At 56.9% G+C, this 15,684-nt stretch carries 15 protein-coding genes; 6 read left to right on the plus strand and 9 right to left on the minus strand.

Annotated features, from left to right (window positions below; genetic code table 11):
- Positions 1–10: 10 nt before the first annotated feature.
- The 8 genes from KHA73_RS14625 to KHA73_RS14660 all read right to left on the minus strand — a co-directional run bounded on the left by KHA73_RS14625 (position 11) and on the right by KHA73_RS14660 (position 8,491).
- Positions 11–1,681: a methyl-accepting chemotaxis protein gene (locus KHA73_RS14625; protein ID WP_234585082.1), complete on the minus strand. Its 1,671-nt coding sequence runs from the start codon at positions 1,679–1,681 to the stop codon at positions 11–13.
- 156 nt (positions 1,682–1,837) lie between these two features.
- Positions 1,838–2,338 carry a chemotaxis protein CheW gene (cheW, locus tag KHA73_RS14630; protein WP_061794773.1) on the minus strand — a complete coding sequence of 167 codons (501 nt, stop codon included), beginning with the start codon at positions 2,336–2,338 and terminating at the stop codon, positions 1,838–1,840.
- A 32-nt stretch (positions 2,339–2,370) separates the two neighbouring features.
- Positions 2,371–4,344: a chemotaxis protein CheA gene (gene cheA / locus KHA73_RS14635; protein ID WP_234585083.1), complete on the minus strand. Its 1,974-nt coding sequence runs from the start codon at positions 4,342–4,344 to the stop codon at positions 2,371–2,373.
- Entirely contained in the window at positions 4,341–5,312 is a 972-nt protein-coding gene (gene motB, locus KHA73_RS14640; RefSeq protein ID WP_234585084.1) for a flagellar motor protein MotB, read from the minus strand. The genes cheA and motB overlap by 4 nt, the downstream gene beginning before the upstream one ends.
- On the minus strand, positions 5,309–6,199 hold the full coding sequence (gene motA, locus KHA73_RS14645) for a flagellar motor stator protein MotA (protein ID WP_234585085.1): 891 nt from the start codon (positions 6,197–6,199) through the stop codon (positions 5,309–5,311). Before motA ends, motB begins: the two co-directional genes overlap by 4 nt.
- A gap of 157 nt (positions 6,200–6,356) precedes the next feature.
- Positions 6,357–6,941 carry a flagellar transcriptional regulator FlhC gene (gene flhC / locus KHA73_RS14650; RefSeq protein ID WP_170310329.1) on the minus strand — a complete coding sequence of 195 codons (585 nt, stop codon included), beginning with the start codon at positions 6,939–6,941 and terminating at the stop codon, positions 6,357–6,359.
- The gene (flhD, locus tag KHA73_RS14655; RefSeq protein WP_234585087.1) at positions 6,941–7,291 is read right to left on the minus strand and encodes a flagellar transcriptional regulator FlhD; all 351 of its coding nucleotides are present in this window, start codon (positions 7,289–7,291) and stop codon (positions 6,941–6,943) included. Before flhD ends, flhC begins: the two co-directional genes overlap by 1 nt.
- A gap of 930 nt (positions 7,292–8,221) precedes the next feature.
- Positions 8,222–8,491 carry a hypothetical protein gene (locus tag KHA73_RS14660; protein ID WP_234585088.1) on the minus strand — a complete coding sequence of 90 codons (270 nt, stop codon included), beginning with the start codon at positions 8,489–8,491 and terminating at the stop codon, positions 8,222–8,224.
- 197 nt (positions 8,492–8,688) lie between these two features.
- On the opposite strand from KHA73_RS14660, the gene ydgT reads away from it, so the two are divergent.
- The 3 genes from ydgT to KHA73_RS14675 all read left to right on the plus strand — a co-directional run bounded on the left by ydgT (position 8,689) and on the right by KHA73_RS14675 (position 10,588).
- The gene (ydgT, locus tag KHA73_RS14665) at positions 8,689–8,904 is read left to right on the plus strand and encodes a transcription modulator YdgT (RefSeq protein ID WP_073531714.1); all 216 of its coding nucleotides are present in this window, start codon (positions 8,689–8,691) and stop codon (positions 8,902–8,904) included.
- Between the two features lie 151 nt (positions 8,905–9,055).
- Entirely contained in the window at positions 9,056–9,475 is a 420-nt protein-coding gene (gene uspC, locus KHA73_RS14670; RefSeq protein ID WP_234585089.1) for a universal stress protein UspC, read from the plus strand.
- Positions 9,476–9,556: 81 nt separating this feature from the next.
- The gene (locus KHA73_RS14675) at positions 9,557–10,588 is read left to right on the plus strand and encodes an NADP-dependent oxidoreductase (protein WP_234585090.1); all 1,032 of its coding nucleotides are present in this window, start codon (positions 9,557–9,559) and stop codon (positions 10,586–10,588) included.
- Positions 10,589–10,627: 39 nt separating this feature from the next.
- Here the strand turns inward: KHA73_RS14675 and pcp are convergent, their stop codons facing one another.
- The gene (pcp, locus tag KHA73_RS14680) at positions 10,628–11,275 is read right to left on the minus strand and encodes a pyroglutamyl-peptidase I (protein WP_234585091.1); all 648 of its coding nucleotides are present in this window, start codon (positions 11,273–11,275) and stop codon (positions 10,628–10,630) included.
- A gap of 97 nt (positions 11,276–11,372) precedes the next feature.
- Between pcp and KHA73_RS14685 the strand changes: the two genes are divergently transcribed.
- The 3 genes from KHA73_RS14685 to KHA73_RS14695 all read left to right on the plus strand — a co-directional run bounded on the left by KHA73_RS14685 (position 11,373) and on the right by KHA73_RS14695 (position 15,551).
- The gene (locus KHA73_RS14685) at positions 11,373–12,305 is read left to right on the plus strand and encodes a LysR family transcriptional regulator (RefSeq protein WP_234585092.1); all 933 of its coding nucleotides are present in this window, start codon (positions 11,373–11,375) and stop codon (positions 12,303–12,305) included.
- A 513-nt stretch (positions 12,306–12,818) separates the two neighbouring features.
- Entirely contained in the window at positions 12,819–15,158 is a 2,340-nt protein-coding gene (locus KHA73_RS14690) for a type VI secretion system Vgr family protein (protein WP_234585093.1), read from the plus strand.
- Between the two features lie 12 nt (positions 15,159–15,170).
- A complete protein-coding gene (locus tag KHA73_RS14695) occupies positions 15,171–15,551 on the plus strand; it encodes a hypothetical protein (RefSeq protein ID WP_234585094.1) in 381 nt (126 codons plus the stop codon).
- The last annotated feature ends 133 nt before the right edge of the window (positions 15,552–15,684 follow it).

The following is a 15,684-nucleotide window of genomic DNA, read 5'->3' on the forward strand; positions in this document are numbered from 1 at the left end:
CCAATATCGGTCAGAACGTTTCCCAGTTATCCTGCAGATCGCTGGCGTTCATTTTTTTATGATTAATGACCGGGGCTATCGCCGCCTTGCTGCCGACGGGCGCTTTGAAGTCGTCCGGCCCTTCCGCCTTCAGGCGGAACACCGCCACCGACTGGGTCAACATGCTGGCCTGTTCTTCCAGCGCCGCCGCCGCCGAGGCGGACTCTTCCACCAGCGAGGCGTTCTGCTGGGTGACGCGATCCATTTCCGCCACCGCCTGGCCGACCTGATCGATACCGCGGCTTTGTTCGTCCGACGCCGAGGCGATTTCGCCCATGATGTCGGTAACGCGGGTTACCGCATTGACGATATCGCCCATGGTTTCACCGGCGCTTTCCACCAGTACCGATCCCATATCGACGCGGCTGACCGAGTCTTCGATCAGGCCCTTGATCTCCTTCGCCGCCTGGGCGCTGCGGCTTGCCAGGTTGCGCACCTCGCCCGCCACCACCGCGAAACCGCGGCCCTGTTCACCGGCGCGCGCCGCTTCCACCGCCGCATTCAGCGCCAGAATGTTGGTCTGGAAGGCAATGCCGTCGATTACGCCGGTAATGTCGGCGATTTTCTGCGAGCTGCCGGCGATGTCGTGCATGGTCTGCACCACGTTGGCCACCACCTTGCCGCCCTTCTGCGCGGTTTCGGAGGCGCTCAGCGCCAGCTGCGAAGCCTGGCGGGCGTTTTCGGCGTTTTGTTTCACCGTGGCGGTCAGCTGCTCCATGCTGGCGGCGGTCTCTTCCAGCGAGGCGGCCTGCTGTTCGGTGCGCGAGGAGAGATCGTTATTGCCGGCGGCGATTTCCGATGCGCCGCTGTAGATGGCGTCGGCGCCCTGACGTACGCCGCTGACGGTTTCGATCAGTTCGCTCTGCATATGCTTCAGGCTGGCGGCCAGCACGCCCATCTCGTTGCGGCTGGTGACCGCAATCGGCTGGGTCAGGTCGCCGGCGGCAATCTGTTTGATGTGTTCGATCATGCGGTTCAGCGGGCGCACCAGAATGTGATGAATGCCGGTCCACACCAGCACGATCGCCGCCAGCACCACCAACAGCACCACCACCAGCGTCCAGATGGCCGAGGTGAACGAGCGGTTGCTGTCTTCCACCGCGCTCTGATACAGCCTGTCGTTTTGCGCCAGATAGGTGTTGTAGATTTCTTCGAAAGCGTCCTGATAGCTTTGCGTCGGCTGGTCGAAGAAGGCGTTGATCTTGCCTTCACCCAGCAGTTGGATCAGATCCGACAGCGCGCCGTGCAAGATGCCGTACTGCTGCTTCAGCTTCTCCGCCGACTGCGCATCCTGGCTCGGGTCAAGGGGGATTTTTTCGTAGGCGGCATAGTGCTGCTCCGCCACCGTGAGCATGCTTTTCGCCGAGGTCAGCAGCTCGCTGACGCTGGCGCCGCTGCCGATTTTGTTGGTGTCCATCATGTAACGGATACCGGCGCGGTTCAGCGTGTTGCGGGTCTGCAGCAGGTTGACCCAGCTTTCATTCAGCTCAGACTGCTGCTGGCGAATGGTCTGCAGCACGGCGAAATTTTCTTTGTCATTTTTCAGCGAGGAGAAAAAGAGCCCGCCTGAAACCAGCTGCAAGGCGCCAAATAACACCAGCACCAGCAACAGGCTGGTTACCACCTTCATACGATTAAACATGATTTCCCTTGTTGAAAGCCCGAGCAGACAGGCTTTGTGTATGTTGAATGACAGGGTTATCGGCGCGGCGCGGCAGAACTTTATGCGAGGGAGTCACTATTTTTGGTAGGGAGAACTAAAATGCCGGGGCCGGCAGGCCAGCCCCGGGAAACACCATCAGGCGCTTTTCGCCACGCTGTCGACCAGCGACATCTCTTCGCTGCTCAGCAGTTTTTCGATATCCACCAGGATCAGCATGCGTTCGCCGAGCGAACCGAGGCCGGTCAGGTATTCGGTCGCCAGGGTGACGGCGAATTCCGGCGCCGGGCGGATCTGTTCGGCGGTCAGCGACAGCACGTCGGAGACGCCGTCAACCACGATGCCCACCACCCGCTGGCCAAAGTTCAGCACGATCACGACGGTGTTTTCATCGTAGGAGACGCCCTGCTGCGCGAACTTCACCCGCAGATCGATAATCGGCACAATCACGCCGCGCAGGTTGGTGACCCCTTTGATAAACGCCGGGGTATTGGCGATGCGCGTGACCTGATCGTAACCGCGGATCTCCTGCACCTTGAGGATATCAATGCCGTACTCCTCATTGCCCAGGGTGAAAATCAGAAACTCCTGACCTACCGTTTCGCCAGCCAGCTTGCTGACGGTTGCCAATCCTGCCATCTTGTTCACCTTCTGAATCAATAGATTAATTATTATGCGGCGGCGTCCGTCAGACGCTTTTCACGGTTTAGGGTTTGCAGCGCCGAGACGTCGACAATCAGCGCCACGCTGCCGTCACCCAAAATGGTGGCGGCGGAAATGCCCGGCACCTTGCGGTAATTGCTTTCCAGGTTTTTCACCACCACCTGATGCTGGCCGATCAGCTGATCCACCAGCAGCGCATAGCGGCGGCCGGCGCTCTGCAAAATCACCACGATCCCCTGGGTGGCGTCGGTCTTGGCGCCTTCGACCTGGAACACCCGGTACAGCTCCACCAGCGGCAGATATTCGCCGCGCACCTGCAGCACCCGCTCGCCGCCGGCCAGCGGATGCAGGTCTTCGGCCTGCGGCTGCAGCGACTCCATCACCGCGTTCAGCGGCAGGATGAAGACCTCGTCGTTCACCTTGACCGACATGCCGTCGAGGATCGCCAGCGTCAACGGCAGCAGGATGCGAATCGCCGTGCCCTTGCCCGCCTGGGAATGGATCTCGACGTGGCCGCCCATTTCCTGGATGTTTCTTTTCACCACGTCCATGCCGACGCCGCGGCCGGAAACGTCGGTCACCTGTTCGGCGGTCGAGAAGCCCGGCGCGAAGATCAGCATGCCAACCTCTTCATCGCTCATGCTGTCGCTGACCGCCAGGCCTTGCGAGGCCGCCTTGGCGAGGATTTTCTCGCGGTTCAGCCCGGCGCCGTCGTCGGTGACTTCGATACAGATATTGCCGCCCTGATGCTCGGCCGACAGCACCAGGTTGCCGACCTCTGATTTGCCGGCGGCGACGCGGGTGGCGGGATCTTCGATGCCGTGATCCAGGCTGTTGCGCACCAGGTGCGTCAGCGGATCGATAATGCGTTCAATCAGGCTCTTGTCCAACTCGGTGGAACTGCCCTGCAGCGTCAGCTCCACCTGCTTGTTCAGCTTGCCGGCCAGATCGCGCACCAGGCGCGGGAAGCGGCTAAAGACGTATTCCATCGGCATCATGCGGATCGACATCACCGACTCCTGCAGGTCGCGCGCATTGCGTTCCAGCTGGCTCATGCTGTTCAGCAGATCGCCATGGTTGACCGGATCCAGGCTGCCGGAACGCTGCGCCAGCATCGACTGGGTGATCACCAGTTCGCCCACCAGATTGATCAGCTGGTCTACCTTTTCCACCGCCACGCGGATGCTGGTCGACTCGCTGGCCTTGGCGCGCGCTTTCGGCGCTTCGGCCGGGGCCGGTTTGGCGGCAGCGGCAGCGGCTTCGGCGATCGGCGCTGCCGCCGCTGCGGTCGCTGCAGGCGGCGCTTCGCTCTGCGGCGGGGTGGTGAAGTTGATTTGTTCCGGCTCCAGCACGAAGCACAGCACCGCGCTGATGTCATCCTCACTGGCCGAAGTCAGCAGCGTCACGTCCAGGCTGTTTTCGGTCTGATGCGGATCTTTCACTTCGCCCAGGTTGCCCAGTTCCTCCAGCATCAGCGGGATCTCGCCGGCCTTCAGGCCGGACAGGCTGATGCGCATGCCGCCTTCGATCGCCGCCGGTGCGGCGACGGCCAGCGGCGCCGCCGGTTGTGCTGCGGGAGCCTCCTGCTGCTGCGCTTCCAACGCAAGCTGGCGCAGCGCCTGACAGATATATTCGAAGCTCTCGGCATCGGGCTGTTGCGAGGTTTTGTAGGCGTCCAGTTGCTCCTGCATAATGTCTTTGGTTTCCAGAAACAGGTTGATAATCTCGGTGCTCAGGCTCATTTCCTGACGCCGCGCACCGTCCAGCAGGTTCTCCAGCAGGTGGGTGGTTTCCTGCAGCACCGAAAAACCAAAGGTCGCGGCGCCGCCTTTAATCGAGTGCGCCGCGCGAAAGATGGCGTTCAGCGGCTCGATATCCGGGGCCAGCGGATCCAGCTCCAGCAGGTGTTGCTCCATGTCTGCCAGCAGCTCGTCTGCTTCATCAAAAAAGGTCTGATAAAAAGCGCTAATGTCCATGCTCACGGGGTTACCTCTGGCGGTGAGTCGCTGTTAGTCGGTGCAGGCGCAGCCGCGGGCTGCTCCGGCGCGTAGCTGGCCGGGGCGGTCGCCGATGGCGCCAGCTGTTTCAGGCTGTCCGGCCGGGCGATGTCCAGCGCGTTACTTTCGGCGTTTTCATGTTCTATGCCCTGCTGCGTTTCCTTGTTCAGCACCAGCACGGTAATGCGGCGGTTGACGGCGTCGTCGGCGCCGTGCTGTTTCAGGCTCATGGTGGCGGCCATGCCCACCACCCGCAGCACCTTGCCTTCCGACAGGCCGCCGGCGATCAGCTCACGGCGCGAGGCATTGGCGCGATCGGCGGACAGCTCCCAGTTGCTGTAGCCGCGCTCGCCGCTGGCGTAGGGAATATCGTCGGTGTGGCCAGACAGGCTTATCTTGTTCGGCAGGTCGTTGAGGATCGGCGCAATAGCCCGCAGGATATCGCGCATGTAGCTTTCCACCTGCGCGCTGCCGGTCTTGAACATCGGGCGGTTCTGGCTGTCGATGATCTGAATGCGCAGGCCTTCATCCATCATGTTGATCAGCAAATGCGGGCGCAGCGCCTTCAGGCGCGGGTCCGACTCAATCAGTTCGTCCAGCTTCTCGCGCAGCTTGTTCAGCCGCAGCTCTTCGGCGCGTTTTTCCGGCGAGTCGACCTGCTGCTTCACCAGGCCTTCCTGCTGGGTCGGGTCGTCGCCGCCGCCCGGGATCGGGCTGCTTTCCGAACTGCTTTTGTCGCCGGCGGTCAGCGCCACCTTCAGCGGGGTGCGAAAATACTCGGCGATTTGCGTCAGCTCCTGCGGGCTGGCGATCGCCAGCAACCACATCACCAGGAAGAACGCCATCATGGCGGTCATAAAGTCGGCATAGGCTATTTTCCAGGAGCCACCGTGATGGCTGGCCTGGTGCGCCTTGCGTTTTCTGACCAAAACGACCGGGTGATTCTGTTTCATGCTTGCTCTTCTTCCGTCGCCTGCTGGGCCGGCGCTTTCACCCGGCGCACATGCTCTTCCAGCTCAACGAAAGAGGGACGCTCCGTGGTGTACAGCGTTTTACGGCCGAACTCGACCGCGATCTGCGGCGCATAGCCGTTCAGGCTGGACAACAGGGTGACCTTGATGCACTGCATCATCTTGACCGTCTCTGCGCTCTTTTGCCGCAGCAGGGTCGAAAGCGGGGAAATAAAACCGTAAGCCAACAAAATACCCAGGAAGGTGCCGACCATCGCATTGGCGATCAGCGCCCCCAGCTCGGCGGCCGGGCGATCGGCCGAGGCCAGCGCGTGTACCACCCCCATCACCGCCGCCACAATGCCGAACGCCGGCAGCGAGTCGCCCACCATCGCCAGGCTGCCGGCGGGCACTTCGCTTTCCTGTTCGAAGGTTTCGATTTCTTCGTCCATCAGCGCTTCGATCTCAAACGCATTCATGTTGCCGCTCACCATCAGCCGTAAATAGTCGGTAATGAATTCCACCAGGGTGTTATCGGCAAGAATGCGGGGATAATTAGAGAAAATTTCGCTTTCCTGCGGGTTATCAATGTCAAACTCGAGGGACAGCATGCCCTGCTGGCGCGATTTGGCCAGCAGCCGATACAGCAACGCCATCAGATCCATGTACAGATCTTTGCTGTATTTCGAACGGCGCATCAGTTTGGGCAGCGCACGCAGCGTGGATTTGATCGCTTTGCCGTTATTGCCGACGATAAAAGCGCCAATGCCTGCGCCGCCGATAATCAGAAACTCCGCCGGCTGATACAGCGCGCCGAGATGCCCCCCTACGATCAGGTATCCGCCAAAAACCGCACCCAATACCACGAGATAACCCAAAATAACTAACACACGCATTCCTTAAATTAACAATGTGGATGGAAGGTGGGGCAAACGCGCCATGACAGGCCGGCGGCGCGGCAGCCAAGCTGCACCGCCGGGAAGGCATTACCGCCCTCTGCGCATCACAGGTGTGTTTTCACTGCCGTGAACCGACAATGTTGCGGGCTCAAATGGCGCGTTTGACCTGCTCGTCCAGCAGTTGAGGAATAATATCGGCCAGTTGCGGCGAAAGTTTACGTCTTTTTACTGCGCGGGATGGGGGTTGGCATAAGCTACAGATAAAACCGTTCAGCGGCTGATGCGCATGGGTGATAAATGCGCCGCCGCAGCAGCTGCAGGCGGAAAGCTGCAGCATGCCGCTGTCGACAAAACGCACCAGCGTCCAGGCGCGGGTCAGCGCCAGCAGCGGCGCTTCTCCCGCTTGTTGCGGGCACTGTTCCAGGTACAGGCGGTAGGCTTTAATCACCGCCTCTACGCCGCTGCATTGCCCGCTTTTCATCAGAAAGCGGTAGGCGTTGTAGAACATCGAAGAATGGATATTCTGTTCCCAGGTCATAAACCAGTCGGTAGAGAACGGCAACATCCCTTTAGGCGGCGGGCTGCCGCGCAGTTCCTTATAAAGTTTAATCAAGCGTCCGCGGCTGAGCTGCGTTTCGCTCTCCAGCATTTGCAAACGGGCCCCCAGTGAAATCAGCTCCATGGCGAGCTGAATGTCCTTGGCTTCCTGAACAATACTTTTCTCTACCATCATCAGGCTCTTTTCTTCGTCGCACCGCCGTCTTTAGACGACAGTTCTTGCAGTAAATGGCTTGATAGCAAAATACCGGTATGGATTTGCTGCAGGGAGTCCACCCGCGACTCTTTGGTCAGGCGTTCGATGCTTTGGCTGTCGTTAAAGCGGAAGTGGCAGATCAGCTGGTTGGTCTCCGCCAGTTTAACCATTTGCGGCAACGTAAGCTGCGCGAGCGCATCAGCCATGGTTTCGTCAATCCCTAAACGGAACATCGCCGACGCTTTTTCGTCATTAATCAAACGCTGTGCTAAAAGTAAATATGACAAATTTATGTCATAAATATGCTTAAGTAATTCAGACGTACCCATATTCCCCATCCCGACAGACTATGTTTAAAAACATACGCTGGGTGATAATTTTTATCGCCCGTGACCTGGGTTTGTTCCCGAAGTTGGCAAATTAGTCCCTAAATAACGCCGCGATAAATAGCGAAGATCGCTCAATGCGGCTGCTGTTCAGTATTTGATACGTGCGTAAACCAACGTGTATGGATGTACAGCATTTTTGCTTCGATAGTGTTTAGCCACCATGAAACTATTTTTACAAATTTAATAAGATTATTCCTAAAGCAGCGCAACTCTACCCCCGAACCATTAGCACACACAATGTAAGTAAGAAGCAATTTTAAATACAATGTGATGTGAGTCACAAAAATAAAAAATATTTAAACCAAATATCACGAATGCCGCTCACTTTTTGCGCTTATTTTTGATCACAAAATAGCCATAAGTAAAAAAACGTCTTAAAAACAATGTTTATCAGCCAAAAATTTATCTTTTTTAGATCAATTCGAACAAAAGCATCACCAAACCAAAATAACAGAACAAAAATCTGCTGTTAGCCGATAAATGCAGTATAAATAACCTGTTAGAAGGCAATAAAGCTTAAACGTTGAAAAATAACGCTTGGTAACTATAAGGTTATGGTGTTTCGGATTTGACTTAAAAATCTCACTGCACCGTGTTTCAAATTTCATCGTGCGGGGATATTGGCTCTTCAGTGATTCGACGACGTGTTGAACAAGAAAACAGACGTAACGATATGTTTCCGTATAAGCAGGGTGCAAGGATCGCTTTTTACAGAAAAAATCCCCCAAAACGAAATATCGGCATAAAACATGAGAACTTTAATTCTTTTTCTCACTCAATGAAAAATCGCTTAATTATCACGTTGAGTTATTGGTTATTAGATTTCATTTCACCGCACCTGCTCCCATGAATAGATAAAACGTAGTTTTTTTATTTTGCGAAGATCATTGTTGTTGTCGGCACTTCATGGCAGATGTGCGCCACCGTTGTGTTAATCGGGCAATCGGCAATGATGAAAGCCAGGGCGACACAGGGCGACGCCGCCACCGTGCGAATTTTATGCAACGCCCCTTTTTGCGCGGGCTTCGGCAGCAGAAACCGCAGGCCTGAAGGCCGGCAGACCGCAAAAAGCGCCCGTTTTGCGCTGCCCGCCGCACCATTGCGGCCTGAGACTTTCCCTATTTCTTCATTTATCAGCAAGATGACATTGCTGCCGACGCACCGGCATATTATTATTATCAACGCGCGGCCATTCGGCGCATCATTATTACCAAAGTGCAATTTATCTATTCGAATTGATTTTTGTCAGGTCGTACATCGCTGCCTCGCGGGTGCCCCCATGAGCCGCCGATGTTTTATCCGCCCGGCTACAACTATTAACAGGCTATATTTTAATCATGACTGATACCCTCGAATATCTGATGACATTCCGCAAATGCTCCAGTTTGGACAGCCTGGAAAAGGTGTACGACAAACTTAACTATTCCATTGATAACGATACAGAAATGAGCAATATGTACCGCGCCGCAGACCACCGCCGCGCCGAGCTGGTGGCCGGTAAATTGTTCGACCTGGGTAAGGTGCCTAAAACGCTGTGGGCGCAGGTGCTTTAATTCAGCCTAATTACGCGCGGCGCCGGCGTTATCTTTTATTGCTATATAGCCAGACCTCTTCATGATTTATTGCCGCGCGTGATGTAAAACACATTTATTCTGCCCACCAGGTTCTATCCTTTTAGCTAAAGCGCGGTTATTGGGAGTGAAGATGGGATATCACAATGTTCTGGTTACCGTCGCCGTTGCGGCTGACAGCCACCGCCTGGTTGAAAAAGCCGTCTCCATCGTTCGCCCTTCCGAGGGGAAACTCACCCTGCTGAGCACCATCGCCAACCCGGAAATGTACAACAACTTCGCCGGCCCCATGCTCGGCGATCTGCGCGCCCTGATGGAAGAAGAAACCCGGCTGTTTTTAGAAGAGCTGCGCCAGCGGGCCGGTTATCCGATTGCCGATATGCTGATAGTGCATGGCGAACTGGCCGATAGCCTGAATTACGCCAGCAGCCGGCAGCCGTTCGATCTGGTGGTCTGCGGCAATCACAGCGACAGCATGATGAACAAGTTTTCCTGCTCCGCCGCGCGCTTTATCAACGCCAGCCGCATTGACGTGCTGATCGTCCCGCTCTAGCATCCGAGCACTATTCGTTCATACCCTTTCATCCCAGCTGAACTAGGCTTTAGGACACCTATCTGCAGTAAGGAGTGTCCGATGTCACAAGGTCAACAAAACCGCCGCTGGCTATTGGCTTCCCGCCCACAGGGTGAGCCGACGGCAAACAACTTCCACCTCGACACGGCGCCAACGCCGCAACCCGCCGCCGGGCAGGTGCTGCTGCGCACTGTTTATCTGTCGCTCGATCCCTATATGCGTGGCCGCATGAGCGATGCCCCCTCCTACGCGGCGCCGGTGGAGGTCGGCCAGCTCATGGTCGGAGGCACCGTATCGCGCGTTGTCGCCTCACAGCATCCCGGTTTCAAAACCGGCGATTGGGTGCTGGGGTATGCCGGTTGGCAGGATTACGCGCTCTCCGACGGCAGCGGCCTGCGCAACCTTGGCCCAGACCAAAAACACCCCTCGCGCCTGCTGGGGGTTTTGGGCATGCCGGGGTTCACCGCCTACATGGGCTTGCTTGATATTGGCCAGCCCCAGCAGGGTGAAACCCTGGTGGTGGCCGCCGCCAGCGGCGCCGTCGGCTCTGTTGTCGGGCAGATCGGCAAGCTGAAGGGATGCCGCGTGGTCGGCGTGGCGGGCGGCGCGGAAAAATGCCGCTACGTCGTGGAAGAACTGGGCTTCGACGCCTGTATCGATCACCGGGCCGCCGACTTTGCCGCGCAGCTCGCCGCCGCCTGCCCGCAGGGGATCGACGTTTACTATGAAAACGTCGGCGGGGCGGTGTTCGACGCCGTTATGCCGCTGCTGAACGCCAAAGCGCGCATTCCGGTCTGCGGCATCATCGCCCACTATAACGCCACCCAACTGCCCCCTGGGCCAGACCGTCTGGCGATGCTGGAAGGGCTTATCCTGCGCAAACGCATTCGCATGCAGGGCTTCATTATTTTCGACGATTATGCGTCAGGCTACGACGATTTTCTGCAGCAGATGAGCGCCTGGGTCGAACAGGGTAAAATCAAATTCCGCGAAGATATCGTCGACGGGCTGGAAAATGCGCCGCAGGCGTTTATCGGCCTGTTGCAGGGCAAAAACTTCGGCAAGCTGGTGATCCGCGTCGCCGACGAGTGACCCTCAGCCAGGGCGCAGCGCCTGCCGCGCCCTGCTCCGTCAATGCAAGGCGCCCTCGCCAAACACCGCATCCTCCTCCACCGTCAATGCGGTAAGCACTATGCTGCGAATGGCCTCGATCATCGTCGCCAGCGCCATGCTCGGTTTACCCGGATGCTCGGCCGCCAGCGCGTGGCTATAGGGAATATGCACGAACCCGCCTTTGATTGCCGGTTGCCGGCCGGCGATATAGTGGCTCAGCCCATAAAAGATATGGTTGCAATTGTAGGTACCCGCCGTGTAAGACACCGCGGCCGGAATGCCCTGCTGGCGCAGCCGCTGCACCGCCGCCTTGATCGGCAACGTGCTGAAATAACCCACGGGCCCGCCCGCCACCACCGGCACGTCTATCGGTTGCCTGCCGGCATTATCCGGTATCCGGGCATCGATTAAGTTAATCGCCACCCGCTCCAGCGAAATTTCCGCCCGCCCGCCAGCCAGCCCCAGGCAGATCACCGCCTTCGGGTGCAGTTGTTCAATTGCCGCGATAAGCCGCTCATTCGCCACGCCCAGCACGCACGGCAGCTCCAGCGCAACGACTTCCGCCCCGCCGATCCGTTCACCCGCCAAAGCCTGCGCTATCTGCCAGGAGGGATTCACCGTATCCCCGTCAAACGGCTCTATGCCGGTTACCAACACCTTTTCCATCCTCTACCCCCTATGGCGGCCGATACCGCGTGCCATCAGCTTAGATAACGCAGTATGATTCTGGAAATGGATTATCTGCATATAGAGTATTCACAAAATGAATTTAGCAAGCATCGATCTCAATCTGCTGGTGGTGTTCGACGCGCTGTATCAAACGCGTAATGTGACCGCCGCCGGAAAACGGCTGAACCGCGCCCAGCCTTCGGTCAGCAATGCGCTGGCCCGTCTGCGCGTTTTGTTGGGCGATCCGCTGTTTGCGCGCAGCGGCGGCGCGATGGTGCCCACGCCGCGCGCGCACCAACTGATGCCGCAGATACGGCAGGTGCTTGAGCAAATCCAGCAGGCCCTGGCCCCGCCCGCGCACTTCGATCCCGCCAGCGCGCGCGACCGCCGCTTTACCCTGGCGGCAGGCGATTATGCCGACATCACGCTATTGCCAGCGATCATAGGCGCATTGCGCCGCGCCGCACCGGGTATCGATCTTCGGGTTTCACGCCTGGACCGCCGCCATATTCATCAGCAGCTGGAACGTGGGGAAGTGGATATTGCGCTGGGTGGCCATATTTCCGGCCCCGAAAGCCACTATGTCCGCCGCCTGTTCGATGAACATCTGGTGTGTATCGCCAGCCGCAAGCACCCGCAGTTGGTAGACGGCCGTTGGGATTTGGCGCGTTACCTCAGTTTGCCGCATGGGCTGTACGCCCCCACGGATGATGGTTCCGGCCGCGGCATCGTCGATCGCCGTCTGGCCGAGATCGGCGGTCAACGGCGCGTTGCCGCCACTTTTTCGCACATCGTCGCTCTGCCGGCGGTGGTGGCGGCCAGCGATCTGATCGCCACCCTGGCGGCCAGCGTCGCCCGACGGTATGCCGATGCGTTGCAAATTCAGTTTTTACCTTTGCCGGAAGAATTGGCTATTCCCTCCTTCCCCATTGAGCTGGTGGCCGGCCGCCAGGTTAAACGCGATCCCGCTCTGGCCTGGCTATGCGACGCCATCGGCCAGCTCAACCTCTCCCCTTTGCCGCGCTAATCGCATTTTTCTCTGCGTTATCAAACAAATTCCCCGCCCGCCGGCCGTCCTTGGCAGGCGTTTTTTTGCGCACACCAATAGGAATCATCCGAATTCACATTCACGCAATTTATATATAACGATCATCTTTAACCTGCAAATGGTAAGGTCAAAAAATGATTAGCCACTTTTTTTTCGTAAAAAAATAGTTGTTATTTAAGTATCTTGGCTTAAGTGTTACATAATCATTTATTGGTATGACCATTGATCCTTAAAACCAATTGAAAATAAAATCAATTCACAATTTGTTGTTTTGCATAGGATAAATCCAAAACGTGCGTCAGTTAACGATTTAGATATTGATCCAGAAGGTTATTTTGCAAATGACGAAGGCTATTGTAGACTGCACAAAATCTGTTGATGTGTAAAATTCGTTAAATTTTTCGTCAATCCCTGTCTCTAATCGTGACAGATACGCCATCGGGATCGCGCGTCATTTCTCGTGCGGTAGCTATGCCTAAAGCGAGGAATAGTATGAATCGTCTTATCATTGCGCACACGCCTCTGGCCACCGATCAACTGCTGTTTAAAAGCCTGTCGGGGGAAGAAAAGCTCTCCGGACTATTTGAGTTTGACGTCGAGCTGCTGAGCCCGGGAAACCGGCTGGATCTCAAATCCCTGCTGGGTCAGAAGATCACGCTTGAACTGCGGGCCAACCCCATGGCGCCGCGTTACCTGAATGGCAATATTACGCGCATGACGCTGGCCGGCAGAGAGGTTGGCGGCGATCGCTATTACGTTTACCGCGCCATCCTGCGCCCTACCCTGTGGTACCTGACGCAAAACCGCGACTTCCGCATCTATCAGGAAAAAACGGTGCCCGACATCATCACCCAGGTGCTGGGGCAATATCAGGTGAAGGTCGATAACCGTCTGAGCTACGACTACCGTTCCTGGGGTTACTGCGTGCAGTACCAGGAAAGCGACTTCGATTTCGTCAGCCGGCTGATGGAACATGAGGGCATTTACTACTACTTCACTCACCAGCAGGACGGGCACACGCTGGTGTTGGCGGATGCCCCTGCGGCGCATCAGGCACTGCCCGGCTACGCCAGCATTCCCTACCAGTTGGCGGAAGGCGGGTTGGTGGAAAACAAAGACAGCATCAACAGCTGGAGCGTCTCGGACGCCATTACCCCCAGCCTCTACAGCCTTGATGATTACGATTTCCGCAAGCCGCGCGCCCGTTTGCTGGAAGCGCGGCAAAACCCGGCCTCTTTCGCCCAGGACAAAGCGGAAGTGTTCGACTGGCCGGGCCGCTACACCGATCACGCGCACGGGCAGTTTTACGTGAAGGTGCGCCAGCAGGAGTTTGAAGCGCAGCACGAGCAAATGAGCGGCGAAGGCAACTCGCAGGGCATGGCGCCCGGCTATCGCTTCCAGCTGTTCCAGGCGCCGCGCCCGGAAGATGACCGAGAATACCTGGTGGTCAGCGCGCGCTACTTCATGCAGGAAAACAGCTACAGCAGCAATGATAACGACAGCGCCGAACAGCGCACCGAATTTCAGGTGGTGCCGGCCGACGTAAACTGGCGCCCGCCGCGCATCACGCCGTGGCCAAAGACCCACGGCCCGCAAACGGCCGAGGTCGTGGGCCCGGAAGGCGAAAGCATCTGGACCGACAAATATGGCCGGGTGAAGCTGAAGTTCCGTTGGGATCGGCACGGCAGCGGCAATGAAACCAGCTCCTGCTGGGTGCGCGTCTCCAGCGCCTGGGCCGGGTGGAAGTACGGCGGCATTCAAATCCCGCGGGTGGGTGAAGAAGTGGTGGTCGACTTTATCAACGGCGATCCCGATCGCCCCATTATCACCGGCCGCGTCTACAACGAAGACAGCATGCCGCCGTGGGATCTGCCCGGCGACGCCACCAAGATGGGCTTTATGAGCCGCAGCAAGGGCGGCGGCGTAGACAACGCCAGCTTCCTGATACTGGAAGATGCGCCAGGCAATGAATCTTTCGACATGCATGCCGAACGCGATATGAACATGTCGGTGGAAAACGACAAAAACGTCAATATCGACGGCAGCCGCACCACCACCATCGGCCGCAAGCAGGACGACACCGTCACCGGCGACGCCAACTTCCTGTACAAGTCAAACCGCACCACCACCGTAAACGGGCTGGAAACCGCCAATCTGAACAAGCACCAAACGGTGAATATCAAAGGCGGCCGCGATTTGACCATCTTCGACGGCGGCGATGAAATTAAAATTACCGGAAAACAGACATTCACGCTCGACGGCGAACAAATCCAGGACATCAAAAAAACGCAGCACGTTACGGTGAAAAACGATCAGACGATCGACATCACCGCAGGCAAGCAAATCAACAACATCAACGCCGGCCAACGCACCACCATCACCCAGGGCGGGCAAGAGCTGAACATCCTGGCCGGTGGGCAAAAGGCAACCATCAAAGGCCCGGTAGAATACAATATCGACGGCAGTTTTAAACAGACCAACACCGGCACCATCGACATTTCGTCGCCACAGACGGTGACGATAAAAAGCGATACGGTTGTCAGTATTGATTCGCCTTACTGGATCACCAATGCCAAGAGCCACAAAGAGAGCTATGCGATCAACTCTTTCACTCTGACCGGTCTGACCGAATCGGTCACCGGCGTGGGCGCGACCATTAACTGCCTCACCTCGCTGACGGTATCGCCTGTGGCCACCACGCTGAACGGCATTGGCCACACCCGGGCGCTGATCAGTTTATCGACCAAGAACCTTGAACATAAATTCTCCCTATCCAAATTTGAACAGGCGCTGCAGTTGGGCTTTTTGGGTGCGCTGATTACCTTCTTCTGACAAGGACTTCCCATGACGCCGGTGAGCAAGTATTTCCCTTATATCCTGATCGTTGTAGTGATCGTCATTGGCATTTTTATCGTCAAAAAAATCAAACAGATAAACGGTAAGGACAACTCACTTTACAACCTGATGGCACAGGAAAAATGGTCTGGGCAACAGGCTGAAGCCACGCTGTTAACCTTCGAACAGACCGACACGCGCATCGGCAACGACTTTATCTTCGACGTGGTGTTGAACGCCACGCCAGAGGGTTCGCCGGAAACCTTGCGCGCCAAGGCGCTGGTGAAACCCGTCGATTTGCACCGCATGAAAGCGGGCATGTCGGTCACCATCAAATATGACAACGCCACCCCGCGACGCGTGGCGGTGTTGGCTATCCATTTCGAGTAATTTTGCTTTCGTAACGGGAAGCTTCTCTTCCCGCTCTGATGACCGGACTTTAACTCCGCGTCGTTTTCATCTGCTGTGACGTAGCCTGATATCAACTAAATCGAAAAACGGGATTGTTTTTGCGTGCAGCGGC

It is taken from the genome of Serratia entomophila (assembly GCF_021462285.1).
Taxonomy (GTDB): domain Bacteria; phylum Pseudomonadota; class Gammaproteobacteria; order Enterobacterales; family Enterobacteriaceae; genus Serratia; species Serratia entomophila.

Bases quoted from the DNA above. Each gene is read 5' to 3' on its own strand.
- KHA73_RS14690 (WP_234585093.1), top strand. From the start codon at position 12,819: ATGAATCGTCTTATCATTGCGCACACGCCTCTGGCCACCGATCAACTG.
- KHA73_RS14695 (WP_234585094.1), top strand. From the start codon at position 15,171: ATGACGCCGGTGAGCAAGTATTTCCCTTATATCCTGATCGTTGTAGTG.
- uspC (WP_234585089.1), top strand. From the start codon at position 9,056: ATGGGATATCACAATGTTCTGGTTACCGTCGCCGTTGCGGCTGACAGC.
- KHA73_RS14625 (WP_234585082.1), bottom strand. From the start codon at position 1,681: ATGTTTAATCGTATGAAGGTGGTAACCAGCCTGTTGCTGGTGCTGGTG.
- pcp (WP_234585091.1), bottom strand. From the start codon at position 11,275: ATGGAAAAGGTGTTGGTAACCGGCATAGAGCCGTTTGACGGGGATACG.
- cheW (WP_061794773.1), bottom strand. From the start codon at position 2,338: ATGGCAGGATTGGCAACCGTCAGCAAGCTGGCTGGCGAAACGGTAGGT.
- KHA73_RS14685 (WP_234585092.1), top strand. From the start codon at position 11,373: ATGAATTTAGCAAGCATCGATCTCAATCTGCTGGTGGTGTTCGACGCG.
- motB (WP_234585084.1), bottom strand. From the start codon at position 5,312: ATGAAACAGAATCACCCGGTCGTTTTGGTCAGAAAACGCAAGGCGCAC.
- flhD (WP_234585087.1), bottom strand. From the start codon at position 7,291: ATGGGTACGTCTGAATTACTTAAGCATATTTATGACATAAATTTGTCA.
- KHA73_RS14675 (WP_234585090.1), top strand. From the start codon at position 9,557: ATGTCACAAGGTCAACAAAACCGCCGCTGGCTATTGGCTTCCCGCCCA.
- ydgT (WP_073531714.1), top strand. From the start codon at position 8,689: ATGACTGATACCCTCGAATATCTGATGACATTCCGCAAATGCTCCAGT.
- flhC (WP_170310329.1), bottom strand. From the start codon at position 6,941: ATGATGGTAGAGAAAAGTATTGTTCAGGAAGCCAAGGACATTCAGCTC.